Annotated in this window: 22 protein-coding genes and 1 tRNA gene; 12 read left to right on the top strand and 11 right to left on the bottom strand. The window is 69.8% G+C overall.

From position 1 onward, the window contains the following. Window positions 1–19: 19 nt before the first annotated feature. Both EVJ50_RS05000 and EVJ50_RS05005 read right to left on the bottom strand, forming a co-directional pair. Window positions 20–898 (bottom strand): inositol monophosphatase family protein, encoded by an 879-nt coding sequence (locus tag EVJ50_RS05000; RefSeq protein WP_150882625.1) that lies wholly within the window; start codon window positions 896–898, stop codon window positions 20–22. 8 nt (window positions 899–906) lie between these two features. Further along, window positions 907–1,275, bottom strand: coding sequence for a 2Fe-2S iron-sulfur cluster-binding protein (locus tag EVJ50_RS05005; RefSeq protein ID WP_150882626.1), 369 nt, complete (start codon window positions 1,273–1,275; stop codon window positions 907–909). A 57-nt stretch (window positions 1,276–1,332) separates the two neighbouring features. On the opposite strand from EVJ50_RS05005, the gene EVJ50_RS05010 reads away from it, so the two are divergent. Beyond that, a tRNA-Ser gene (locus tag EVJ50_RS05010) sits at window positions 1,333–1,419 on the top strand. Between the two features lie 43 nt (window positions 1,420–1,462). On the opposite strand, the gene pstB is transcribed toward EVJ50_RS05010, so the two are convergent. The 3 genes from pstB to pstC form a co-directional block, all read right to left on the bottom strand. Beyond that, window positions 1,463–2,281 carry a phosphate ABC transporter ATP-binding protein PstB gene (pstB, locus tag EVJ50_RS05015; RefSeq protein ID WP_150882627.1) on the bottom strand — a complete coding sequence of 273 codons (819 nt, stop codon included), beginning with the start codon at window positions 2,279–2,281 and terminating at the stop codon, window positions 1,463–1,465. Window positions 2,282–2,408: 127 nt separating this feature from the next. After that, window positions 2,409–3,299: a phosphate ABC transporter permease PstA gene (gene pstA / locus EVJ50_RS05020; RefSeq protein WP_150882628.1), complete on the bottom strand. Its 891-nt coding sequence runs from the start codon at window positions 3,297–3,299 to the stop codon at window positions 2,409–2,411. Between the two features lie 76 nt (window positions 3,300–3,375). Further along, window positions 3,376–4,329 carry a phosphate ABC transporter permease subunit PstC gene (gene pstC, locus EVJ50_RS05025; RefSeq protein ID WP_150882629.1) on the bottom strand — a complete coding sequence of 318 codons (954 nt, stop codon included), beginning with the start codon at window positions 4,327–4,329 and terminating at the stop codon, window positions 3,376–3,378. Between the two features lie 184 nt (window positions 4,330–4,513). On the opposite strand from pstC, the gene dnaK reads away from it, so the two are divergent. Genes dnaK through murQ form a run of 4 tightly spaced genes read left to right on the top strand, consistent with a single transcriptional unit; the run spans window position 4,514 to window position 8,878 of the window. After that, window positions 4,514–6,529 carry a molecular chaperone DnaK gene (dnaK, locus tag EVJ50_RS05030; protein WP_150882630.1) on the top strand — a complete coding sequence of 672 codons (2,016 nt, stop codon included), beginning with the start codon at window positions 4,514–4,516 and terminating at the stop codon, window positions 6,527–6,529. Beyond that, complete coding sequence (locus EVJ50_RS05035) at window positions 6,526–7,488, top strand: DnaJ C-terminal domain-containing protein (RefSeq protein WP_150882631.1); 963 nt, start codon at window positions 6,526–6,528, stop codon at window positions 7,486–7,488. Before dnaK ends, EVJ50_RS05035 begins: the two co-directional genes overlap by 4 nt. A 38-nt stretch (window positions 7,489–7,526) precedes the next feature. After that, window positions 7,527–7,949, top strand: a complete 423-nt coding sequence (locus EVJ50_RS14910) for a DUF3110 domain-containing protein (RefSeq protein WP_225323093.1) — start codon at window positions 7,527–7,529, stop codon at window positions 7,947–7,949. Beyond that, entirely contained in the window at window positions 7,946–8,878 is a 933-nt protein-coding gene (gene murQ / locus EVJ50_RS14915; protein ID WP_225323094.1) for an N-acetylmuramic acid 6-phosphate etherase, read from the top strand. The genes EVJ50_RS14910 and murQ overlap by 4 nt, the downstream gene beginning before the upstream one ends. 5 nt (window positions 8,879–8,883) lie before the next feature. On the opposite strand, the gene mtnP is transcribed toward murQ, so the two are convergent. Next, entirely contained in the window at window positions 8,884–9,825 is a 942-nt protein-coding gene (gene mtnP, locus EVJ50_RS05045; RefSeq protein ID WP_225323095.1) for an S-methyl-5'-thioadenosine phosphorylase, read from the bottom strand. 74 nt (window positions 9,826–9,899) lie between these two features. On the opposite strand from mtnP, the gene EVJ50_RS05050 reads away from it, so the two are divergent. Beyond that, a complete protein-coding gene (locus EVJ50_RS05050) occupies window positions 9,900–10,340 on the top strand; it encodes a peptidylprolyl isomerase (RefSeq protein ID WP_150882635.1) in 441 nt (146 codons plus the stop codon). Here the strand turns inward: EVJ50_RS05050 and ribBA are convergent. Beyond that, complete coding sequence (gene ribBA, locus EVJ50_RS05055; RefSeq protein WP_150882637.1) at window positions 10,315–11,943, bottom strand: bifunctional 3,4-dihydroxy-2-butanone-4-phosphate synthase/GTP cyclohydrolase II; 1,629 nt, start codon at window positions 11,941–11,943, stop codon at window positions 10,315–10,317. The two genes, EVJ50_RS05050 and ribBA, sit on opposite strands and share 26 nt — an antisense overlap. Window positions 11,944–12,057: 114 nt before the next feature. Between ribBA and argC the strand changes: the two genes are divergently transcribed. Further along, on the top strand, window positions 12,058–13,134 hold the full coding sequence (argC, locus tag EVJ50_RS05060) for an N-acetyl-gamma-glutamyl-phosphate reductase (protein ID WP_150882639.1): 1,077 nt from the start codon (window positions 12,058–12,060) through the stop codon (window positions 13,132–13,134). Here argC and purN read toward each other — a convergent pair. Beyond that, complete coding sequence (gene purN / locus EVJ50_RS05065) at window positions 13,125–13,820, bottom strand: phosphoribosylglycinamide formyltransferase (RefSeq protein WP_150882641.1); 696 nt, start codon at window positions 13,818–13,820, stop codon at window positions 13,125–13,127. The two genes, argC and purN, sit on opposite strands and share 10 nt — an antisense overlap. Before the next feature lie 8 nt (window positions 13,821–13,828). Here purN and EVJ50_RS05070 point away from each other — a divergent pair, with 8 nt between their 5' ends. From EVJ50_RS05070 to EVJ50_RS05080, 3 genes are read left to right on the top strand one after another with little or no spacing between them, the layout of a single operon-like run. Beyond that, window positions 13,829–14,203, top strand: coding sequence for a DUF1257 domain-containing protein (locus EVJ50_RS05070; RefSeq protein WP_150882643.1), 375 nt, complete (start codon window positions 13,829–13,831; stop codon window positions 14,201–14,203). A 17-nt stretch (window positions 14,204–14,220) separates the two neighbouring features. Then, window positions 14,221–15,936, top strand: coding sequence for a M61 family metallopeptidase (locus EVJ50_RS05075; protein WP_150882645.1), 1,716 nt, complete (start codon window positions 14,221–14,223; stop codon window positions 15,934–15,936). Next, window positions 15,933–16,811 carry an N-acetylmuramoyl-L-alanine amidase gene (locus EVJ50_RS05080; RefSeq protein WP_150882646.1) on the top strand — a complete coding sequence of 293 codons (879 nt, stop codon included), beginning with the start codon at window positions 15,933–15,935 and terminating at the stop codon, window positions 16,809–16,811. Before EVJ50_RS05075 ends, EVJ50_RS05080 begins: the two co-directional genes overlap by 4 nt. A 32-nt stretch (window positions 16,812–16,843) precedes the next feature. On the opposite strand, the gene EVJ50_RS05085 is transcribed toward EVJ50_RS05080, so the two are convergent. The 3 genes from EVJ50_RS05085 to EVJ50_RS05095 all read right to left on the bottom strand — a co-directional run bounded on the left by EVJ50_RS05085 (window position 16,844) and on the right by EVJ50_RS05095 (window position 20,622). After that, window positions 16,844–17,557: a helicase DnaB gene (locus EVJ50_RS05085; protein ID WP_370455630.1), complete on the bottom strand. Its 714-nt coding sequence runs from the start codon at window positions 17,555–17,557 to the stop codon at window positions 16,844–16,846. A gap of 133 nt (window positions 17,558–17,690) precedes the next feature. After that, window positions 17,691–20,339, bottom strand: coding sequence for a leucine--tRNA ligase (leuS, locus tag EVJ50_RS05090; protein WP_150882650.1), 2,649 nt, complete (start codon window positions 20,337–20,339; stop codon window positions 17,691–17,693). 61 nt (window positions 20,340–20,400) lie between these two features. Continuing rightward, window positions 20,401–20,622 (bottom strand): hypothetical protein, encoded by a 222-nt coding sequence (locus tag EVJ50_RS05095; RefSeq protein ID WP_150882652.1) that lies wholly within the window; start codon window positions 20,620–20,622, stop codon window positions 20,401–20,403. 28 nt (window positions 20,623–20,650) lie between these two features. Here EVJ50_RS05095 and dapF point away from each other — a divergent pair, with 28 nt between their 5' ends. Beyond that, window positions 20,651–21,766, top strand: a complete 1,116-nt coding sequence (gene dapF / locus EVJ50_RS05100; RefSeq protein ID WP_150882654.1) for a diaminopimelate epimerase — start codon at window positions 20,651–20,653, stop codon at window positions 21,764–21,766. Continuing rightward, complete coding sequence (locus EVJ50_RS05105) at window positions 21,747–22,961, top strand: cysteine desulfurase family protein (RefSeq protein WP_150882656.1); 1,215 nt, start codon at window positions 21,747–21,749, stop codon at window positions 22,959–22,961. The genes dapF and EVJ50_RS05105 overlap by 20 nt, the downstream gene beginning before the upstream one ends. The last annotated feature ends 2 nt before the right edge of the window (window positions 22,962–22,963 follow it).

Raw genomic sequence — 22,963 nt, forward strand, 5'->3', positions numbered from 1 at the left:
CACCATCAGGGCGCTCGGGTCAGGATCCCATCCCGGTCGCCTGATCGAGCTCGGGCGCGCCGAAGCTGTGGCCAGGCAGGGGCTGCACGCTGGCGAGACCCTCGATCATGGGCTGCTGGAGGCCGGGGGCACAGGCGAGGATCCGGCCGCTGTCGATCTGGAACGGTCCGCCGTCGTAGGCGCTGACCACACCGCCGGCCTCCCGCACGAGAGCGGCTCCGGCGGCCAGATCCCAGGGCGCCAGACCCCGTTCCCAGTAGCCGTCGAGTCGGCCGCAGGCCACGAAGGCCAGGTCCACCGCCGCAGCCCCGCCACGCCGCACACCGCGGCTGCGGTGGGTGAACCAGCAGAACTGGGCGTAGTTGGTGTCGAGATGCTGGCTGCGGTCGTAGGCGAAGCCGGTGGTGAGCAGGGCCTGATCCAGTCGATCGGCACCACTCACCGTGATCGGGCGGTCGTTGCACCAGGCACCGCAGCCCGGCGCCGCCCAGTAGAGCTCGTTCAGGGCGGGAACGCTCACGGCTCCCAGCAGGGGCACGCCCTGATGGAGCAGGCCGACCGAGGTGGCGAAGAGGGGAAAGCCGTGGGCGTAGTTGGTGGTGCCGTCCAGGGGATCCACGCACCAGAGCAGATCGGCCGAGCCGGGCTGGGCACCGCTTTCCTCAGCGAGGATGGCCAGATCCGGGGTGGACCGGCGCAGCACCGCGAGCACGGCCTGCTCCGCCGCGAGGTCCGCCTCGGTCACCAGATCACCCGGGCGACCCTTCTCCCGCACCGAGCGCAGCTGGCCGACGTGGCGCTGCAGCACGGCCGCACCGGCGGCCGCAGCCTCTCGGGCGGTCTGCGACCACCAGAGGAGCTCACTGCGGCCGGGCTGGGGGGATTCCGGGGAGGCCATGGGGCGCTTCACTCGTCGTCGAGAGGAAGGCCGAAGCGCACCTGACCGCGTGCGAAGAAGCGTCCGAACTGCAGGTTGTAGACCTCATCCTCGTCCTGCGTTTCCACCTCGAGCGGTGCAATGGCCCGGGCCACGCACAGCAGCCCGTAGCCCTTCTCCCGCAGTTCCCGGGAGAGCCCCAGGGCCTCACGGCGATCCATCGTGCCGTCGAGCACACGGACGGCACAGGTGGTGCAGCAGCCATTTCTGCAGCTGAAGGGCAATGGATCCCCCTGGGCTTCGAAGCTGCGGAGGATGTACTCGCCCTCGGGCACATCGTGGCTGATGGTGCGTCCCTGCTGACGCCAGTGAACCGTGATGCGATGCCGGATGGTCATGGATCGGGGTTGAAGGGCGCCCACACAACGGCTGCTACATTGGCAGGCCGAGCCACTGGAGAGGTGGCCGAGTGGTCGAAGGCGCAGCACTGGAAATGCTGTATAGGGGCAACTCTATCGAGGGTTCGAATCCCTCCCTCTCCGTGCTTCAGGCCGACCGAAGGGTCGGCCTTTTTTATGCGCGGGATCAGCCGAACCGGCCGGACACGTAGTCCTGAGTGGCCTGCTCCTGGGGAGCATTGAAGATCTCGGTGGTGTCGTTGAACTCCACCAGATAGCCCACCTTGCCCGAGCCGCCATCCACCGCCTCGGCGTTGTAGAAGGCGGTCATGTCGGAGACCCGCACGGCCTGCTGCATGTTGTGGGTGACGATGACGATGGTGAAGCTCTTCTTGAGTTCATGCATCATCTCCTCGATCTTCAGCGTTGAGATCGGATCGAGGGCCGAGCAGGGCTCATCCATGAGGATCACCTCAGGCTGAATCGCGATCGTGCGTGCGATGCAGAGTCGCTGCTGCTGACCGCCGGAGAGGGCATAGCCACTCTCATTGAGCTTGTCCTTCGTCTCATCCCAGATCGCCGCCTTGCGCAGGGATGTCTCCACCAGCTCATCCATGTCGCCCTTGTAGCCGTTGACCCGGGCACCGAAGGCGATGTTCTCGTAGATGCTCTTCGGGAAGGGGTTGGGTTTCTGGAAGATCATGCCGATCCGGCGACGCACCTCCACCGGGTCCACCGAGCGGGCGTAGATGTCCTGCCCGTCGAAGAGGACTCTCCCCTTGAGGGTGCAGCCCTCGATCAGATCGTTCATCCGGTTCAGAGCCCGCAGCACCGTCGATTTGCCGCAACCGGAGGGGCCGATGAAGGCCGTGACCTTCGATCGCGGAATGTCGCAGAACACATTGCGCACTGCCTCGAAGCTGCCGTAGGAGATGGTGGCGTTCTGAATCGAGAGGCAGGTGTCCGGACTGACCTGCTGATCGGAGCTGGATGCGGTGATGGTCATGACCGGCGGTTGAGGCGAACGAGGAATCGAGGAAGAAGGACGGGGTGCAGGGTGCTGGGCCGTCAGGGTGGCAGGGAACCCATGGATCGAGAGCCGTCGGTCTGGAGGACGATCATCGGTCGGCCCATCAGCGGTTCGCGAAACGCCCCAGCCAGCGGGCGAAGAGATTGGCCGCCAGGATCAGTAGCACCAGCACGAAGGAGGCTGCCCAGGCCAGCTCGTTCTGGGCCTCGTAGGGCATGATCGCGAAGTTGTAGATCAGAACCGACATCGTCGCGATCGGAGCGAGGATGCCCTCCGGCCAGAACGGGGAGAACAGGGCGGTGAAGATCAGGGGAGCGGTTTCCCCGGCGGCGCGCGCCAACGCCAGCACCACCCCGGTGGCAATCGGCGGAAAGGCCGTGGGCAGTGTGATGCGGATGACGGTGACGAACTTCGAGGCCCCCACGCCGAGGGCCCCCCAGCGCAGCTCGGCCGGCACCAGCTTCAGGCCCTCATCCGTGGTCTTGATCACCGTTGGCAGCATCAGCACGGCCAGGGCCATGCCTCCGGCGATGGCGCTGTAGGACTGACCGAAGAGAAGCCGTGTCGCGACGATGATCCCGTAGATGAAGACACCGGCGATGATCGACGGCACGCCGGCCAGCACATCGTTGCCGAACCGCACGAACTGGGAGAAGCCGCGCCCTTTGGCGTACTCCGCCAGATAAACCCCACCCCCCACGCCCACGGGAACGGCGATCGCCGCAGCGATGGCGGTGACCACAAAGGTGCCGAGAATGGCGTTGCCGATGCCGCCTCCCTCCAGCCCCGGAGGGGGCGGCAACTGGGTGAACAGGGAGAGGCTGATGGAACGCCCCCCCTTGAGCAGCACATAGATCAGCACCAGCACCAGGGGCAGCACCGAGATGCCCGCGAAGAGGCCCATCAGAATCGTGAGCAGGCGGCTGAGGCGGTTGCGCAGCAGTCCCGGCTTGTAGTTCAGCGATCGCTGGGCGGGAGCGGCGGAGATGGACATGGGGCTGTGGACTGGTGGAGACGCGAAGGCGGACGTGGGGTGGGGGAGGCGGAGCGGACCCGCGCCAGCGGCAGGGTCAATAACGAAGGCTCAGGCGCTTCACCAGCCAGCGGGCAAAGATGTTCACGATCAGGGTGAGCACCATCAGGATGAAGGCGGCATACATCAGGGATGACACCTGCGATCCATCGGCCTCACCGAACTGATTGGCCAGCAGGGAGGCGATGGTGTTGGCCGGAGCCAGCAGCGACCAGCTGAAGGTGTTGGAGTTGCCGATGATCATCGTCACGGCCATGGTCTCGCCCATGGCACGGCCCAGGGCCAGCATCACGCCACCGGTGATGCCCGACACGGCTGCCGGCAGCAGCACATTGAGAATCGCGCCCCAGCGGGTGGTGCCCACCCCATAGGCCGCCTGCCGCAGCTCGGGCGGCACCTGGTTGAGGGAATCCCGCGAAATCGCCGTGATGATCGGCAGAATCATCACCACCAGAATCAGCACCGCCGGCGCCATACCGGGCCCGAGGGGCATGGTGCCGAACAGGGGAATGAAGCCGAGGCTGTTGTGCAACCAGACAAAGGCCGGCCGCAGGAACGGTTCCATCACGAAGATGGCCCAGAGGCCGAGCACCACCGACGGAATGGCGGCGAGCAGCTCCACCATCACCCCGATCACCTGACGCACCTTGAGAGGGATGATGTTCTCGGTGATGAAGATCGCTGTTCCCACGCCCAGCGGCACGGCGATCAGCAGCGACAGCAGCGAGCTGACCAGGGTTCCGTAGATGGCCGTGAAGGCGCCGTATTCGTCCTCCACCGGATTCCAGCTGGAGGTGGTGATGAACGCCAGCCCATAGCGCCGCATCGATTCGAACGAGCCGAAGAGCACCACCAGCAGGATGCCGATCAGGATCAGGGCCACCATCGAGGCCAGGGCGGTGGTGAGCTGGCGGAAGCCGATGTCGAGCAGCTTCTCGCTGGCAGGCCGCCGCCGGAGGGTGAACGAGTCCTGGGGTGAGGCCGAGGTCATGGACTGTGGCTGGGGGGAAACCGAGGCCGACGACCCGCAAGCCCGGGCAAACAGAACCTATGCGGCGATGGGCAGAACAGCACTAAGGTTCGCTTAAGCGGGCCACCGAGGAGCCACAAGGACGCCCTTGGCGACAGGGCTGCACGGGCTCCGCTCGCTACCTTGGGTCTTCCGTAGCGAGGCCATGGGTCGCATCGTCGGCATCGATCTGGGAACGACCAATTCCGTGGTCGCGGTGCTGGAGGGAGGCAGGCCTCAGGTGATCGCCAACGCCGAGGGCAGCCGCACCACCCCCTCGGTGGTCGGCTTCAGCCGCGACAGCGAACTGCTCGTGGGACAGCTGGCCCGCCGTCAGCTGGTGCTCAACCCGCGCAACAGCTTCGCCAACCTCAAGCGCTTCGTCGGCCGCAGCTGGGACGAACTGGACGAGGTGAGTCTCGGCGTTCCCTACACGGTGAGGGCCAACGACCGCGGCAACGTGCGGGTGGTGTGTCCGGCCACCGAGCGGGAGTACGCGCCGGAGGAGCTGGTGGCCAGCATCCTGCGCAAGCTGGTCGACGACGCAGGCACCTTCCTCGGGGAGACCATCGAAGCGGCGGTGGTGACCGTGCCCGCCTACTTCAATGACGCTCAGCGGCAGGCCACCCGCGACGCCGGCCGGCTGGCCGGCCTGCGGGTGGAGCGGATCCTCAACGAACCCACGGCGGCAGCCCTGGCCTACGGCTTCGATCGCAGCGCCGAGAAGACGGTGCTGGTCTTCGATCTGGGCGGCGGCACCTTTGATGTGTCGCTGCTTCGGATCGCGAACGGTGTCTTCGATGTGAAAGCCACCTGCGGTGACACCCAGCTCGGCGGCAACGACTTCGACCGGCGCATCGTCGACTGGCTGGCGGAAACCTTCGAAACCGAGCACGGCATCGACCTGCGCCGCGACCGCCAGGCCCTGCAGCGGCTCACGGAAGCGGCCGAACGGGCCAAGCAGGAACTTTCCGGGGTGCAGAGCACGGAGATCTCCCTTCCCTTCATCGCCACCGGCAGCGACGGACCGCTCCACATCGAGACCAGCCTGGAGCGGAGCCGCTTCGAGAATCTGTGCCCGGACCTGCTCGACCGGCTGCTGCGCCCGGTGCAGCAGGCCCTGCGCGATTCCGGAATCCCGCCGGAATCGATTGATGACGTCGTGCTGGTGGGCGGCAGCACCCGCATGCCGATGGTGCAGCAGCTCGTGCGCACCCTGGTGCCACGCGATCCCTGCCAGTCGGTCAATCCCGATGAGGTGGTGGCGGTGGGCGCAGCGGTGCAGGCCGGCATCCTCACCGGCGAGCTGCGTGATCTCCTGCTGAACGACGTGACACCGCTCTCCCTGGGGCTGGAGACGGTGGGGGGCGTGACCAAGGTGCTGATCCCGCGCAACAGCTCGATCCCGGTGCGCAAGTCGGATGTGTTCAGCACCTCCGAAGCGAACCAGTCGTCGGTGGAGATCCATGTGCTCCAGGGCGAGCGGGAGATGGCCGATGGCAACAAGTCGCTCGGACGCTTCAAGCTGGCCGGCATCCCGCCGGCACCCCGGGGCGTGCCCCAGGTGCAGGTGGCCTTCGACATCGATGCCAACGGACTGCTGCAGGTCTCGGCCACCGATCGCACCACCGGCCGGCGCCAGTCGGTCTCGATTCAGGGCGCCTCCACCCTGAGCGAGGACGAGCTGCAGGCCCTCCTCAGCGAAGCCGAGGCGAACGCGGCGGCGGATCGACGGCGGCGCTCCCAGGTGGACCGGCGCAACAGCGCCATGACCCTGGTGGCCCAGGCCGAGCGTCGCCTGCGGGACGCCGCACTCGAGCTCGGCCCCTACGGAGCCGAACGCCAGCAGCGGGCCGTGGAGCTCGCGATCCGCGACGTGCAGGACCTGCTCTCCGGATCCGACCTGAGGGAGCTGGAGCTGGCCAGCAGCCAGCTCCAGGAAGCCCTGTTCGGCCTCAACCGGATGCTGGCCGCCGAGCGGCGGGCCGAGTCGGGACCACTGCAGGGCATCCGCAGCACGCTTGGATCGCTCAAGGATGAGCTCTTCTCCGACGACGACTGGGACGACTGGGACGGGGATGGCCGGGGCCGTGTCGAACGCGACCGCTGGTCCCGCGATGACCCCTGGGAGGTGTCGGGTTCCCGCGGCGGCTGGGATGAGGATCCGATCCGGCGCCGATGAGCGGCCGTGCCCAGGGCGGAACGGATCACTGGCAGGTGCTGGGGCTCAGCCCCGATGCCTCCGCCGAAGCGCTCAAGCGCGCCTTCCGGGCCCAGGCACGCCGCTGGCATCCGGATCTCAACGGCAACGACCCGGTCGCCGAGGAACAGTTCAAGCGGGTCAACGAGGCCTATGCGGTGCTCACGGACCCGCGCCGCCGACGGGCCTGGGAGGAGGAGCGGGGAGTGGCCGGGACGCCCGGTGGGGCGGGCGCGGGGCCCCGCGATCCGTTTGCGGAGGGCTTCCCGCACTTCGAGGACTACATCGCCGTGGTGCTCGGCCGCGCACGCCGCTCCGAGCGCGGCGCCGACCCGGCGGAGGCCGATGATCCGGGCGAGCCGCCGCGGCAGGCGGCGGAGGAACGAGCCCGCCGGCCTTCCGAGGTCACGGCACCGCCGCCGCCGTCACCCCCGCCGGTGGCCCGCTCCGACGATCTGGTCAGCCAGGTCGACCTCAGCGTGGAGGACGCCCTGCAGGGTGCCCGGGTCGAGCTGACGCTCCCCGACGGCACGGTGGTGGAGGTGTGGACCCCGCCCCTCGCCGGCGATGGCTGGCGCCTGCGTCTGGCGGGGGTCGGGCCGGGCGGCAGCGACCACTTCCTGGAGCTGCGGGTGCGCACGGAGGAGGGACTGCGCATCCAGGGGCTGCGGGTCGAGTACGACCTGGAGCTGCAGCCCGCTGACGCGGTACTCGGCTGCACGGTCGAGGTGCCCACCTTGGCGGGGCCGGTGCGGCTGAGGGTTCCGCCGTCCTCCTCCAGCGGCCGCCTGCTGCGGCTGAGGGGACGGGGGCTGGAGCTGGAGGATGGCGAGCGGGGCGACCAGTGGGTCCTGATCCGGATCGTGGTGCCCGATGCGATCAGCGATGCGGAGGAGGCTCTGTACCGCCGCCTGCAGGAGGTGGCCCTCGAGGAGGCCTGAGGGCAGTGCCAGACTCGGCCCGAGACCAGGATCCTCCGATGCGCGTGCATGTGCTGCTCTTCGATGCCGGCACCGACAGCGAGGGCATCCATTCCCTGGAGATCGAGGGGCGCACGGTGGTGCTGCTGTTCGAGGATGCCGACGACGCCGAGCGCTATGCCGGCCTTCTCGAGGCGCAGGACTTCCCCACCCCCACGGTGGAGGCGGTGGAACGCAGCGAAATGGAGGCCTTCTGCGAGCAGTCGGGATACGAGGGTCGCCTGGTGCCCCAAGCCTTCCGGCCCAGCACCGACGAGGAGCGCCTGATGCTGGCGCCGCCACCCTCCAACAGGGATGTGAGCGACTGGAAGGAGGCCCGGGAAGCGGACGCGTCGAATCCGGCCGGCGCGGCGACGGAGGACAGGGCCTCCTCCTCCGAGGCGCTCGATGCGCTCCGGCGCCAGCTGGAGGGCCTGCTGTGAGCGGACCGGGCGCAGACCGGGGTCATCTGCTCACCGAACAGAGCAACGCAGCCAGCAGCGACCTGGACTCCATGGCCACGGCGGACCTCGTGGCCCTCTTCTGCCGCGAGGATCGGCGTCCCCAGGAGGCGGTGCAGGCCGCCGCAGCCGAGCTGACGCGGGCCATCGATGCGGTGGCCGCCAGGCTCCAGGCCGGCGGGCGGCTCTTTTACATCGGTGCCGGCACCAGCGGCCGGCTCGGGGTTCTCGATGCGGTGGAGTGCCCTCCCACCTTCTGCAGCGATCCGGATCAGGTGCAGGGGGTGCTGGCCGGTGGTCCCCCGGCCCTGCTGCGCAGTTCGGAGGGCCTCGAGGATGAGCGGCAGGCGGGGGAAGAGGAGCTGCGCGGCCGCGGCCTTGCCAGCTCCGATGCGTTGGTGGGGATCGCGGCCGGCGGCACCACCCCCTTCGTGCTGGGGGCCCTCGAGCACGGCCGCAGCGTGGGCGCCCTGACGGTGGCCCTCGCCTGTGTGCCGCGGGAGCAGGCCCCGATGCCCTGCGACATCGACATCCGCCTGCTGACCGGCCCTGAACTCCTCACCGGATCGACCCGGCTGAAGGCGGGCACAGCCACCAAGATGGCCCTGAACATCCTCTCGACGGGCGTGATGGTGCGCCTCGGCAAGGTCCACGGCAACCGCATGGTGGATGTGGCCGCCACCAACAGCAAGCTGCTGGACAGGGCGCGGCGGATCGTGCGCGACCTGGCCGGAGTGAGCGGCGATGAGGCGGGTGTGGCGCTTGAGGCCGCCGGTGGGTCGGTGAAGCTGGCGCTGCTGATGCTGGCCAGCGGACTGGACCGGGGAGCGGCCACGGAGCATCTGGCCCGCCACGGCCCCTCCCTGCGGGTGGCGCTGGAAGCGGCGAGCGCCAGCCTCCCGATCGCCTGAGGGCCTCAGCCGGGCCCAGCGAACGGGCCCCAGTACGGCGTCGTGAACAGATCCAGCCGGCGGCGGGTGTCGGCCGGCACCTGGGCAGGTGGGGTCATCAGGGCATCGCGCAGGGCCGCGTGGGCGGGGCAGGCCGGACGGGCCGCGGCCAGCCGCGTGGCGCAGGCCTGCACCACCTGCTGGGCCAGGGAGGCGTTGGCCCGCAGGTTGTCGATGACGAGGTCCACGCTCACATCGGCATGGCCGGCGTGCCAGCAGTCGTAATCCGTGACCATGGCCAGACAGGCGTAGGCCAGTTCCGCTTCCCGGGCCAGTCGGGCCTCGGTGTGGTTCGTCATGCCGATCACCGTGCAGCTCCAGCTCCGGTACAGCTGCGATTCGGCCCGGGTGGAGAAGGCCGGGCCCTCCATGCAGAGGTAGGTGCCGCCGCGATGCAGCTGCCGGCCGGCGGGCACACAGCCGGCCGCCGCCTCGGCCAGGTGCCCGGAGAGCACCGGACAGAACGGATCGGCCAGGCTCACGTGGGCGACGGCCCCATGGCCGAAGAAGCTGGCCGGGCGGTCGCGCGTGCGGTCGATGAACTGATCCGGAACCACCACGTCCAGAGGCCGGCAGGCCTCCTGCAGCGAGCCCACGGCGGAGAAGGAGAGCAGCCAGCGCACGCCCATCGACCGCAGCGCCCAGATGTTGGCCCGGTAGGGCACCTCGCCCGGCAGCAGGTGGTGATGGCGTCCATGGCGGGCCAGGAAGACCACCTCCATGCCGCCCAGGCACCCGAGCCGCAGCGCATCGGACGGCTCGCCGAAGGGTGTGCGGACGGTGTGCTCGCTCACCTCCTCCAGGCCCTCGATCGCATAGAGGCCGCTGCCACCGATCACCCCCAGCCGGGCGGTGTCCAGCCCGCCGGGAAGGGAGGGTCGATCGTCGGAGGAAGACGGGGCGCTCAAGGCAGGGAGAAGCGGGCGGGCGCACCCATCCTCTCCCTGCCTGTCGATACAGTCTGCGGTTTGCGAGACGCGCCGTGACCAAGGCTGTGATGGAGACCGATGCCGGCAGCGTGACGCTGGAGCTGTTCGACGGGGACGCGCCCAACACGGTGGCCAACTTCGTGAAGCTGGCCGAGGACGGCTTCTACAACGGCCTCAGCTTCCACCGGGTCATCGACGGCTTCATGGCCCAGGGCGGCTGCCCCAACAGCCGCGATGGTGCACCGGGCATGGCCGGCACCGGCGGCCCGGGCTACACGATCCCCTGCGAGATCAACAGCCGGAAGCACATGGCCGGAAGCCTGTCGATGGCCCATGCCGGCCGGGACACCGGTGGCAGTCAGTTCTTCCTCTGCCATGAATCCCAGCCCCATCTCGACGGGGTGCACACGGTCTTCGGTCAGACCGGAGATCTCGATGTGGTCCTGGCCATCCGCCAGGGCACCCGCATCAAAACGGTGACGATCCAGCCGTGACCCCCCAGCGCAGCAGCCCGCTCTGAGGCAGCTGCAGGGTCTCGCCATCCCGGAGCTCCGCCAGGTCGCGGCGCTCCGGGTCCAGGCTCCCGCTGGGGTGTGTGGCATGCACCGCGCCATCGTCCAGCAGCAGGGACACGGCCGCGGATTCATCCCACCCCGCCATCAGGTTCAGCATCCGGCAGAGCACCTGCGGCGGGGCCAGATCATCCGAGGACACCCGGGCCGCCAGTTCCGGCTGACCCAGCAGGGCCAGCACCCGCGGCCGCCGCTCCGGCACCAGTTCCAGCCCGGCGGCGGAGGCCAGGGCGCAGAGGTCCTGCCAGCGGGGCAGCCAGTGCAGTGGATCGGAGGTGGGCCCATGCCAGCCCAGAACGGCCGTTGGAACGGACGGATCCGAGAAGAGATGGCCAAGCTTGCGGCGCTTGGTCTCGAGATAGGCCTGGTTGAAGCGGCCGGGGTCCACCTCGAGGGGCACCCGGCCCTCCACCCGCAGGCCGTAGCCATCGAGGCCCGCGATCTTGCGTGGGTTGTTGGTGATCAGCCGCAGGCGCGAGATGCCCAGATCGGTGAGGATCTGAGCGCCGACGCCGTAGTCGCGCAGGTCGGCCGGGAAGCCGAGCCGTTCGTTGGCCTCGACGGTGTCGAGGCCGCCGTCCTGAAGGCTGTAGGCCCGCAGCTTGTTGATCAGCCCGATGCCGCGACCCTCCTGGCGCAGGTAGACCACCACGCCCTCACCCTCGGCCTCGATCATGCGCAGGGCCTGCTCCAGCTGAGGCCGGCAGTCGCAGCGCAGGGAACCGAAGGCATCACCGGTGAGGCACTCGGAGTGCACCCGCACCATCACCGGATCGGCCGAGCGCTCGGGGTGCCCCTTGACGATGGCCACGTGCTCCGTGCCATCCATGTCGTTGCGGTAGCCGATGGCCCGGAAGGTTCCGAAGCGGCTCGGCAGTGCCGTCTCGGCATGGCGGCGCACGAAACGCTCGGTCTCCAGCCGGTAGCGGATGAGGTCAGCGATGCTGATCAGGCGCAGGCCGTGGCGCCTGGCGTAGAGGCTCAGCTCGGAGAGGCGGGCCATGGAACCGTCCGGGTTCTGGATCTCGCAGATCACCCCGGCCGGGTAGAGGCCTGACAGACGGGCCAGATCGACGGCGGCTTCCGTGTGGCCGGCCCGCCGCAGGACACCGCCCGGGCGGGCCCTGAGAGGAAAGATGTGACCGGGTCGCCGCAGATCGGCGGGGGCGGTGGACGGATGGATCGCCACCTGAATGGTGCGGGCACGATCCTCGGCTGAGATGCCGGTGCCCACGCCGTGCTCCGGACCGGCGTCCACGCTCACGGTGAAGGCCGTCTGATTGCTGTCGGTGTTGCGATCCACCATCAGCGGGAGATCGAGGGCATCGAGGCGCTCACCCTCCATCGCCAGACAGATCAGGCCCCGCGCTTCGGTGGCCATGAAATTGATCTGTTCGGGCGTGGCGAACTGGGCCGCACAGATCAGGTCACCCTCGTTCTCCCGGTTCTCGTCGTCGACAACCACCACCGACTCGCCGTTGCGGATCGCGGCGAGCGCGTCGGCAATGCTGTCGAAAAGCGGCATCGGGGCCGGGGTGTCGCTGCTGGAGATGAGCTGCTCGCGGCATGCTTCGACCTTATCGATCGGGCCCCCGCAGCGGCCGGTACGATCCCCGCTCGCCTCCGCCATCTCCGCTCCATGAGCCAGCCCGGCGCTTCCCATCGCGTGGCCGTCATCGGCGCCAGTGGCTACGGCGGCCTTCAGATGATCCGTCTGCTCCGGGATCACCCGGTGCTGCGGGTGAGCATGCTCTGCGGCGAACGCAGCGCCGGCCGGGCCTGGAGCAGCCTGGTCCCGTTCCTGCCCCTTGAGCAGGACCTGACGGTGCAGCCTCCCGATGCCGAGGCCATCGCCGATCAGGCCGACTTCGCCGTGCTGAGCCTTCCCAACGGTGTGGCCTGCACCCTGGTGCCGGATCTTCTGGCGCGGGGCGTGCGCGTGGTGGATCTCTCGGCGGACTACCGCTACCGGTCACTGGACCGCTGGAAGGAGGTCTACGCCGCCGAAGCCTCCGCCAGCCCGAGGGACGATGTGGCCCTGTGCAGCCAGGCGGTCTACGGCCTGCCGGAATGGAATCCGGAGGCCATCGCCGCGGCCGACCTGGTGGCGGCACCGGGCTGCTTTCCCACCGCCAGCCTGCTGGCCCTGCTCCCCTTTCTCAATCAGGGACTGATCGAGACCAAGGGGATCATCATCGATGCCAAGACGGGGAGCTCCGGCGGGGGCCGCGCCGCCCGCGAGCACCTGCTGCTGGCGGAGGCCGGCGAGGCGGTGGCGCCCTACGGCGTGATCGGCCACCGCCACACCTCCGAGATCGAACAGCAGGCCTCCCTCGCCTGCGGCCATGCCGTCCAGCTGCAGTTCACCCCCCACCTCATGCCGATGGTCCGGGGCCTGCTGGCCACCGTCTACGGCCAGCTCAGGGATCCCGGCCTCACGGCCGAGGACTGCTCCACCGTGCTCAGCGCCGCCTACCGGCACTCGCCCTGCGTCTCGATCCTGCCGGTGGGCACCTACCCCAGCACGAAATGGGTGCGGCAGACCAACCTCGCCCAGCTCTCGGTCCAGGTGGACCAGCGCACGGGCCAGCTCGTGGTGATCTCGGCGATCGACAACCTGATCAAGGGCCAGGCCGGCCAGGGCCTGCAGTGCCTCAACCTGATGGCCGGGCTCGACGGCCCGTGCGGCCTGCCGCTGGCGCCCTTCTATCCCTGAATCGGCCCCGGACCGGGATCCCGCGGCAGGCGCTCCCCGGCCAGCTGAACACCCAGCGGCAGGATCCGGTGCTCCTGCTCCTGGATGCGGGCTGCGAGGCTCACGGCACTGTCGCCGTCCAGCACAGGAACCGCCGCCTGAACCAGGATCTCCCCGGCATCCACCTCCGCCGTGACCCGGTGCACGGTGCAGCCGCTCAGCCGCACACCGGCGCGCAGGGCCTGGCCCACGGCATCCATGCCGCGGAAGGCGGGGAGAAGCGAAGGGTGAATGTTGATCAGCCGTCCGGCGAAGGCCTCCACCAGCCGGGGCGTGACGATGCGCATCCAGCCGGCCATCACCACCAACTGCACCGACCGACGCCGGAAGAGGGCGATCAGATCCTCGTCGAGGCACGTGCGATCGCTGTATCGGCGATGGTCGAGGCAGGTGCATGGAACCTCGAGCCGCTCAGCCCTGCCGCGGGCCGGACAGTCCGGCACGTTCACCACCAGTTGCACCACCTCGGCCTGCAGCTCCCCACGGCGGCAGGCCCGCACCAGGGCCTCGAAGTTGGAGCCGCGGCCGGAGGCCATCACCCCCAGCCGCAGAGGAGGTCCCGAAAGGTCCCCGGCAGTGGGGTCCTGCAGTGGCAACGGCCACTGGACGGACCCCAGGTGATGGCTAGGGTCTGCTGCAGCGGGCATCGCCTCTCATGTCCCACCTCTCCATCCTGCCCACGGTGCTCCGCGATGCGGACATCCTGAAGCTGGCTCTGACGGACCTCGGACTCACCCCCCTGCCGGCCCACACCCTCCACGGCTTCGGCGATCAGACGGTGCCGGTGGTGCTGGCGGTGCAGCTTCCCGGTGGCCCCTGCATCGGCTGGCGGCGCTGCAGCGACGGGCATCTGGAGGTGGTGGCCGACCTGGCGCGTCTGGCGGTTCACAGCCGTCTCGAGCGCCTGCTCTCCGATCTGGGCCGTCGCTACGCCCTGCGCGAGGCTATGGGCCGGGCCCTGAGCGATCTTCCCGAGGCCAGGGTCGACTGGGGCGAGCTGCCGGCGACCCCCGTCTCGACATCCCCCTGACCCCCCGTCCCAAGCCCGTGGTCGCGGTTGAACTCAGCCTGGAGGAGCCGGGCCGCCAGCTGGTCAGCGTCTCCATCAGCTGGACTCCCCACCACCGGCGACAGGTGCTGCAACTGCCGAGCTGGACTCCTGGCTCATATCTGATCCGCGATTACGTCCAGTGGCTGGAGGATCTCCAGCTCTCCCAGAACGACGCCCCCCGGGCGGTGCGTCGCATCGCGGTCAACCGCTGGCAGGTGGACCTGCCCCACCTCGAACCGCTCACACTCCGCTACCGCATCCAGGCCAGTGAGCTGACGGTGCGCACCTGCCACCTCGACCGGAGCCACGGCTTCCTGGCCCTGGCGGCGGTGGTGATGGAAGTGGAGGGGCAGCGCTGGACCCCCCACCAGCTCAGCCTCAACCTTCCCGAGGACTGGCACGCCTTCCTGCCCCTTCCGGAACGGGCACCGGAGGACGGGGGCGGCTGGCTGGCAGCCGACTTCGACGCCCTAGTCGACACCCCGCTGGAACTGGGGCCGCATCTCAGCCAAACCTTCGAAGTGCGTGGGGTGCCGCACCGGTGGGTCTGCTGGAGCGAGGCGCCGGAACCGGGCCTGCCCTCCGACTGGATCGCGCTGCTGCAGGCCGTCTGCGATCGCTGCTGCGAGCTCATGGGGGAGGCGGCGCCGGCGGCGGAGCGTTACCTCTTCATCCTTCACCTGCTCGAGCAGGGCTACGGCGGACTGGAGCACGACCTGGGCTCTGTGCTCCAGTTCAGCTGGCGGGACCTGGCCGAAGCAGACGGGCTGCGCCACCTGCTGCAGCTGGCGGCCCATGAGTACCTGCACCAGTGGAACGTGCGTCGTCTGCGGCCCCGGGCGCTGGTGCCCTACGACTACGGCGGGCCGGTGATCACCGCCGACCTCTGGTTCGCCGAGGGCATCACGAGCTATCTGGATTTGTTCCTGCCACTGCACATCGGGCAGGCCCGGGAAGCCGATCTCCTCAGCGATCTCGGCCGGGATCTCTCCCGCTACCGGCTCACCCCGGGACGGCACCACCAGTCGCTCTCCCTGAGCAGCCAGGAGGCCTGGGTCAAGCTCTACCGCCGCCACGACAACGCCGCGGACAGCCAGGTGAGCTACTACCTCAAGGGGGCGGTGGTGGCCCTCTGCCTGGACCTGCACCTGCGGCGCCACGGGCAGGCGCTCCTGACCGTGCTCCGTTCGCTCTGGCAGCGCTTCGGGCGCCATGGAGGGGGCTACAGCCGCGAGGATCTGATCAGTGCCTTCGCCGCGACGGCCGCCGATCTGGCCCTGCTGCTGCCGATCTGGCTGGATGACTGCGAGGATCCGGATCTGGATGGATATCTCGCCGACGTGGGCCTTGCGCTCCGCCCCCACAGCGCGGCCGGCGCGGCCCTCGCCGGTCTCCGGGTCTCCGCCGATGGCGGTGCTCCCCTTCTGGCGCGGCGGGTCGAGCGCGACGGCGCCGCAGCCCGGGCCGGCTGCCTGAGCGGCGATGAACTGCTGGCCCTCGATGGCTGGCGCCTGCGCCGCCCCGAGGACCTCGATCAGCAGCTCCGGCCCGGCAGCCGGCAGGAGCTGCTGATCAGCCGTCGCGGGCGTTTGCACAGCCTCCCCCTTCACTGCGCCGAGAGCGGCACCGGCCACTGGACCCTGGAGCTGAACGACGCGGCACCGCCGGACGCTCACCGCGCCCGCGAGCGCTGGCTTCAGCTGGTGCCATGACCCCCCGCCAGCGCCAGACCCTGGCCGGTGCCGGCCTGATCGGGAGCATCACCCTGCTGACTGGCCTGGCGCTCCTGCTCGCCGGAGGTGGGGGCGGCGGCTCCGAGGGCAATGCACGCAGCGCCTCGCTGCTGGAACTGCTGGAACAGGTGGCCCGACCCGAGGCCGATCCCGAACGGCAACCGGCACCGGATCCGCCTCCCCATCCACCCTGGCGCTCGCCGCTTCGGCGTCAGTGCGAGGGGATCGATCCCGGCCTCCGCCAGCGGCTGAGCCGCGGCCGCGAGCAGTTGCCGGAGCGGGCGCAGCGGGTGCTGATCGATCCCACCAACTACGGACGCCGGCACCGGCTGGATGCCTATGGGAACCCCCTCGATCCCACACCCCGGGTGGTGGTGCTGCACGAGACCGTGTTCAGCATGGAATCGGCGATCAACACCTTCCTCACCACTCACCCCAGAGATGAGGACCAGGTCTCGTATCACACCGTGATCGGCGATGACGGAACGATCGTGGTGCTGGTGGACCCGGCCCGTCGCGCCTTCGGGGCCGGCAACTCCGCCTTTCAGGGCGAATGGGCGATCACCAACGCCGGGCTGCGGGGTTCGGTCAACAACTTCGCCCTGCACGTGAGCCTGGAGACACCAAGGGACGGTGCGGACGACGGTCTCGGCCATTCCGGCTACACCCCATCCCAGTACGACGCCCTGGCCCTGGTGCTCGACGACTGGATGGAGCGCTACGGACTGACGCCGTTCGCGGTCACCAGCCACGCGGCCGTGGATCTGGGAGGAGAGCGATCCGACCCCCGCAGCTTCGACTGGTCGGCCCTTCAGGCCCGTCTCGCCGCCCTCGATCGCCTCTGCCCGACCTGAACGGTCTGGCACATGGCCGCTGACCAGTCGCGTCAGACCAGCGGCGGTCGGATGGGCTGGCGTCTGGAGTAGATCAGGGCATGCAGCTCGGCATCGTGCATGTAGGAGAGAATCCGCGCCGGGTAGTCGAGCTTGCCGTTGTGGAGGTAAGCCAACGTCGCCAGGCCCTTGGCGTCCCGCGGACTGACACTGCTCTGCAGCATGCGATCGGCCGGGAGATCGAGTGCCCGTTTCAGGCGCGCCATCTTGGCGGCGAGGAGCTCGACGGTGCTGGCTGGATCAAGCAGCCGTTCCCGGGCGGCGGCGAGTTCGGCGTCGCTGGGGGAATCGCTCAGCAGCCCCTGGTGCTGGAGCTCACCCACGCCGAGCTGGGCGGGCCCCAGGGTTCGGAAGAGTCCCGAGTGGGCCAGGAAGGGCAGGTTCTCTCCCGGCTTGCCGTGCTGCATCTCATCGAAGAGGATCGCGGTGAGGAGCATGGGGTTCACGCTCTGGCGCCGGGCCTGCTGCAGGATCAGCGGCCGCATCGCCTCGAGGCGGGAGAGGGTGCGGCTCCGGAGCGGCTGCAGCTGATCGAGCCCTTCGGTGAACAGCTGGGCCAGTCGGGTCTGGGGACCGTGCACACCGAAACGCCGCTGCAGTTCGCGCAGCTCCTCGGGAGTGAAATCGACGGGATCCGGGCGCTGGCCCTCCACGCTCAGAGCCGCCGGATCCTCGGCCAGGGACAGCGCGGGGTTGAGCGGGGGCACGACCGCGGACGGCCGGGGTTCCGGCTGCAGGACGCGCCAGGAGAGGCCTGCCAGCAGCGCGGTGATGAGCACCGGAATGGCGGGAACCAGACGCGGAGTGGAGGGGCGCAGCACGGCCGGTGAGGGTCGCTGATCAGGGAACAAGGTTCACCAGCTTGCCGGGAACGACGATGACGCGCCGCGGTGCGGCATCGCCCAGCCAGCGGCGGGCCACCTCGCTGGCGAGGGCCAGGCGTTCCAGCTCGCTGCGATCGGCACCGGCCGGCACCTGCACGCTGCCGCGAACCTTGCCCTTGACCTGAATCACCAGATCGAGCGTGTCGCGGGTGAGGGCGGTGGGATCGAGCACCGGCCAGCGCTGGCGGTGCACGCTGCCCACACCGCCCAGCCGCTGCCAGAGCTCCTCGGCCAGATGGGGAGCGAACGGGGAGAGCATCAGGAGCAGGGCCTCGAGGGCTTCCTCCAGCACCGCCGGGGAGAGGGCCTCGGAGCGTGGCTCGAGAGCCGGAGCCAGGGCATTGCTGAGCTTCATCAGCTCGGCGATGGCCGTGTTGAGCTGCAGCTGATCGCCGAGGTCCTCACTGATGGCCGCGATGGCGGCATGAACCGCGCGGCGCAGCTCCCGCTCATCCGGGCTGAGCCCCTCGCCGGCGGGGAGGGGGCCGGCCGGCAGGCTCAGGCCGGCTTCAGCGGCCTGGGCGATCAGGCGCCAGAGCCGCAGCAGGAAGCGGTGCTGCCCCTCCACGTCGGCGTCATCCCACTCGAGATCCTTCTCCGGCGGCGCCTTGAACAGGATGAACATGCGGGCGGTGTCGGCTCCGAAGCGGTCGATCACGCCGGCCGGGTCCACGCCGTTGCCCTTGGATTTCGACATCTTCTCGAACACCACCTCCAGCGTCTCGCCGGTGTCCGGGTCCTGCGGTTCGCCGTCCGGGCCCTGACTCGGACTCGCCACATAGCGGCCGCTGCTGGGACTGCGGTAGGTGAGGCCCTGCACCATGCCCTGCGTCAGCAGCCTGCGGAAGGGTTCGGTGACCCCAATCAGGCCGCGGTCGCGCAGGACCTTGGTGAAGAAGCGGGCATAGAGAAGGTGGAGGATGGCGTGCTCGATGCCGCCGACGTACTGATCGACGGGCATCCAGCGGTCGACCGCCTCACGATCGAACGGTCGGCGGTCGTTGCCGGCGTCGCAGAAGCGGAGGAAATACCAAGAGGAACACATGAAGGTGTCCATGGTGTCCGTCTCCCGATGGGCCGGGCCACCGCAGGTGGGGCAGGTGGTCTCCAGCCATTCGCTGTCCTGGGCGAGCGGCGAGCCGCCCCGGCCGCTCAGCGGCACGCCGCTGGGAAGCAGCACCGGCAACTGATCCTCCGGAACGGGCACCACACCGCAGGAGGGGCAATGGACCACGGGGATCGGGCAGCCCCAGTAGCGCTGCCTGGAGATGAGCCAGTCGCGCAGCCGGTAGGTGATCCGCTGGCGGCCGGCACCCCGCTCCTCCAGAGCCGCCACGATCGCCGATTTGGCCTCCTCGGAGGCCAGCCCGTCGAAGCGGCCGGAGCCGCAGAGGATGCCCGGCTGGGTGTAGGCCTGACCGGCCTCGGCCGCCGGGCCGGTGGCGCCGGCCGCTGAGGAGTCCGACTCGGGCGGACGGATGACCACCGGGGCCGGCAGACCGTGCAGGCCGGCGAAGGCGTGGTCGCGTTCGTCATGGGCCGGCACCCCCATCACCGCTCCGGTGCCGTACTCCCGCAGCACGTAATCCGCGATCCAGACCGGCAGGGCCTCCCGGGTCAGGGGGTGGAGCGCCGTGGCCCCGAGGGGCACGCCCCGCTTGGGCCGATGCTCCGCCGTGCGCTCCTGTTCGCTCTCGCGGGCCACCTCCGCCACGAAGGCCGCCACCGCGTCCCGGCGATCGGGACTGGTAAGGCCCTCCACGAGGGGATGGTCCGGGGCGAGCACCAGATAGGTGGCGCCGAAGAGGGTGTCGGGCCGGGTGGTGAACACCGTGATCGGCTGAGCGGCGGCCGGGCAGGGGAAGGACACCTCGGCGCCGACGGAGCGGCCGATCCAGTTGGCCTGCATGGTGCGCACCCGTTCCGGCCAGCCGGAGAGCTGTTCCAGGTCCTGCAGCAGCGGCTCGGCGTAGTCGGTGATGCGCAGAAACCACTGCCGCAGCTGGCGCTGTTCCACCAGGGCACCGGAGCGCCAGCTGCGGCCCTCACTGTCCACCTGTTCGTTGGCCAGCACCGTCTGATCCACCGGGTCCCAGTTGACGGTCGCCTCGCGGCGGTAGGCCAGGCCGGCATCGAGGAACTGCAGAAACAGCCACTGGGTCCAGCGGTAGTAGTCGGGGCGGCAGGTGGCTTCCTCGCGCGACCAGTCGATCGAGAGCCCGAGACGCTGCAGCTGGCCGCGCATCTGGGCGATGTTGGTGTCCGTCCAGGTGGTCGGATCCACGCCCCGCTCGATCGCCGCATTTTCCGCCGGCAGACCGAAGGCGTCCCAGCCCATCGGGTGCAGCACGCGGCGCCCCTGCAGCCGGCGGGTGCGGGCGATCACATCGGTGATCACGTAGTTCCGCACATGGCCCATGTGCAGGCTCCCCGAGGGGTAGGGGAACATCGACAGGGCATAGAACGGCTCGCCCTGCACATCGGACGGCCCGGCCGGATCGGGGGTCGCATCCAGGCCCTGCTCCTGCCAGCGCTGCTGCCAGAGGGGCTCGATGCGGGCCGGTTCGTAGCGGGAGGTCTGGCTGGCGGGGCTGCGGTCTGTCACAACGGACCGATGAAGAGCCGCGATCGTTGCACAACCGCAGCAGCGGTCGGGGGACCGGCGCTCAGGGGAGCGGCCGGATCAGGGAGAGGGTGCGGCGATTGATCATCAGGGGCCCGCGGCCCGCCTTCATGCTCAGGGCGATGAACTCGGTGTCCTGCCAGCGGATCGTTCCTTCCACCATGCGACCGTTCGGCAGCTCGATGCTCACCGCGCGTTTTTCCCGGATCCACTGCTGCAGCTGACGGACTCCCGGCAGACTGGGGTCCAGGGTCAAGGTCTCCATAGGATCCGCAGGAGGTGCCGGGTCATCAATGCTTCAGTTCAGCAAATATCAGGGGCTTGGCAACGACTTCATCATCGTCGACGCCAGGAGCGGCGGCCTGCCCCCCGCCGTCACGGGCCCGGACCCCGACTGGGTGCGCGATGTGTGCGACCGTCGCTTCGGGGTCGGTGGCGATGGTGTGATCCTGGCCCTGCCGCCCTCGGGTGAGGCCGACCTGAGGATGCGCATCTTCAACATCGATGGCAGCGAAGCGGAGATGTGCGGCAACGGCATCCGCTGCCTCGCCCGCTTCCTGGTGGACAGCGAGGGGATCCCACCGGAGGGGTCCTGGTCGATCGAGACCGGGGCCGGAGTGCTGACCCCGAGCTGGCTCGAGGACGGCAGCATCGAGGTGTCGATGGGCGCACCCAGGCTCGTTCCGGATCAGGTACCCACCACGGCGCGCGTCGGCGGCAGCGGCTGCCCCGAGCTCGAAGTGACCCTCAACGGCGTGCCCCACCCGGCGGTGGCCGTCGGCATGGGCAATCCCCATCTGGTGGTGCCCGTGGCCTCGCTGGACAGCCACGCCATTGATGTGGTGGGGCCACCACTGGAGGTCCACCCGGCCTTCCCCGCCCGAACCAATGTGCATCTGGTGGAGGTTCTGGCGCCGGATCATCTGCGCATGCGCGTCTGGGAACGGGGCGCCGGTCCCACCCTGGCCTGCGGCACCGGCGCCTGCGCCACCCTCGTCGGCCTGCGCCTGCTGGGACGGTGCGCCGCTGCTGCCCGGGTCGATCTCCCCGGAGGCCCACTGTTCATCCGCTGGCAGGGACCGGAAGAACCCGTGCTGATGCGTGGCCCCGCCGAACCGGTGTTCGATGGTGTGCTCGCCCCAGAGCTCACACCGCCGCTGCCCGAGCCAGCTGACGCGGTTCAGGACCGCCCGGCGGTGGTGGAGCGGCCTGCGGTGGAGGCTCCGCAACCGGCGATGTCGGAACAGGCTCCGGCGGGCCCGACCGATGGAGAAGCGGACGGCGCGGGGACCGCAGCCCTCCGGTTTCTGGAAGGCCATTCCCTCGACGAGATGATCGGGCTCGCCAACGACTCCCTGCCCGCCCGGACCCTGGCGCGCCAGCGCAGAGATGGCGAACCCCAGGCCTGAGCCCCGCCGGCAGCCGGCGGAGACGCCCTGCATCTACCTCGATGGAGCGGCCACCACCCCACCGCTGGCGGAGGTCCGCCAGGCGATGGCGGCGGTGGAGGTCAGCGCCTGGGGCAACCCCGCCAGCCTGCACCCGATCGGCCTGAAGGCCGCCGAGGTGCTGGAGCGCAGCCGCCTCACCGTGGCCGCGGCCCTCGGAGCCGGCGCCGATGAGGTGGTGTTCTGCTCCGGCGGCACTGAGGCGGCCCATCTGGCCATCCGCGGCGCCGCCCGATCGCTGGTGCCGGGCCGGATCGTGATCTCCGCCGTGGAGCATCCGGCCGTGCAGGCGGCTGCACGGGCCCTGGAGAGCGAGGGCTGGACCGTGGCGGTCTGGCCGGTGGACCGCAGCGGCCGCCTGCGCCTGGAGGCTCTCGAGGATCTGCTCGCACCGCCCACCCGGCTGGTGTCGGTGATCTGGGGCCAGAGCGAGGTGGGGACCCTGCAGCCGGTGGCGCGGATCGGCGAGGCCTGTCGCAACCGGGGCATCGTGATCCACAGCGACGCGGTCCAGGTGGCCGGACACCTGCCAATCGACTGGAGCAGCCTGCCCCTCGATCTGCTCACGATCTCGGGCCACAAGATCCGGGGCCCGAAGGGAATCGGGGTGCTGCTGCACCGGCTGGATCGCCCGCTGACCCCCTTGCTCGGTGGCGGGGGGCAGGAGGGAGGACTGCGTTCAGGCACCGTGCCGGTGGCCCTGGCCTGCGGGCTGGCGGTGGCCCTGGAGCAGGCCGCCAGCCGACTGACGGCCCACGGGGGGCATGATCCCATCGCCCTGACGCGCGACAGACTCCAGGACCGGCTGCTGGCTCTCGCCGGAGTCGTCCTGCTGGGAGACCCGGTGCATCGGCTGCCTCAGCACCTCTGCCTGGGCCTTCACGATGCGGCCGGCCGGCCACTGGACGGTCGGGCCGTGGTGCGGGCCCTGGGGCGGCGGGGGGTGGCCGCCAGCAGCGGCAGCGCCTGCCGCTCCGGCGGCAGCGGCGGCAGCCCGATCCTGCGGGCGATGGGCCTGGAGGACGGTGAGGCCGGATGCGGGCTGCGGCTGAGCCTCGGAGCCTGGCTGGACGAGCCCCTGCTGGATCCGGTGCCATCCCTGCTGCAGGCCGCGATGACGGAGGTGGCGGCGGCTGAACCGGTTTCAGCGCCTTAGGG

Origin of the sequence: Synechococcus sp. RSCCF101, from assembly GCF_008807075.1 — a bacterium.
Taxonomy (GTDB): domain Bacteria; phylum Cyanobacteriota; class Cyanobacteriia; order PCC-6307; family Cyanobiaceae; genus RSCCF101.

Coding starts and splice junctions, on each gene's coding strand:
- EVJ50_RS05000 (WP_150882625.1), bottom strand. CDS start 898: ATGGCCTCCCCGGAATCCCCCCAGCCCGGCCGCAGTGAGCTCCTCTGG.
- EVJ50_RS05005 (WP_150882626.1), bottom strand. CDS start 1,275: ATGACCATCCGGCATCGCATCACGGTTCACTGGCGTCAGCAGGGACGC.
- pstB (WP_150882627.1), bottom strand. CDS start 2,281: ATGACCATCACCGCATCCAGCTCCGATCAGCAGGTCAGTCCGGACACC.
- pstA (WP_150882628.1), bottom strand. CDS start 3,299: ATGTCCATCTCCGCCGCTCCCGCCCAGCGATCGCTGAACTACAAGCCG.
- pstC (WP_150882629.1), bottom strand. CDS start 4,329: ATGACCTCGGCCTCACCCCAGGACTCGTTCACCCTCCGGCGGCGGCCT.
- dnaK (WP_150882630.1), top strand. CDS start 4,514: ATGGGTCGCATCGTCGGCATCGATCTGGGAACGACCAATTCCGTGGTC.
- EVJ50_RS05035 (WP_150882631.1), top strand. CDS start 6,526: ATGAGCGGCCGTGCCCAGGGCGGAACGGATCACTGGCAGGTGCTGGGG.
- EVJ50_RS14910 (WP_225323093.1), top strand. CDS start 7,527: ATGCGCGTGCATGTGCTGCTCTTCGATGCCGGCACCGACAGCGAGGGC.
- ribBA (WP_150882637.1), bottom strand. CDS start 11,943: ATGCCGCTTTTCGACAGCATTGCCGACGCGCTCGCCGCGATCCGCAAC.
- argC (WP_150882639.1), top strand. CDS start 12,058: ATGAGCCAGCCCGGCGCTTCCCATCGCGTGGCCGTCATCGGCGCCAGT.
- purN (WP_150882641.1), bottom strand. CDS start 13,820: ATGCCCGCTGCAGCAGACCCTAGCCATCACCTGGGGTCCGTCCAGTGG.
- EVJ50_RS05070 (WP_150882643.1), top strand. CDS start 13,829: ATGTCCCACCTCTCCATCCTGCCCACGGTGCTCCGCGATGCGGACATC.
- EVJ50_RS05080 (WP_150882646.1), top strand. CDS start 15,933: ATGACCCCCCGCCAGCGCCAGACCCTGGCCGGTGCCGGCCTGATCGGG.
- EVJ50_RS05095 (WP_150882652.1), bottom strand. CDS start 20,622: ATGGAGACCTTGACCCTGGACCCCAGTCTGCCGGGAGTCCGTCAGCTG.
- dapF (WP_150882654.1), top strand. CDS start 20,651: ATGCTTCAGTTCAGCAAATATCAGGGGCTTGGCAACGACTTCATCATC.
- EVJ50_RS05105 (WP_150882656.1), top strand. CDS start 21,747: ATGGCGAACCCCAGGCCTGAGCCCCGCCGGCAGCCGGCGGAGACGCCC.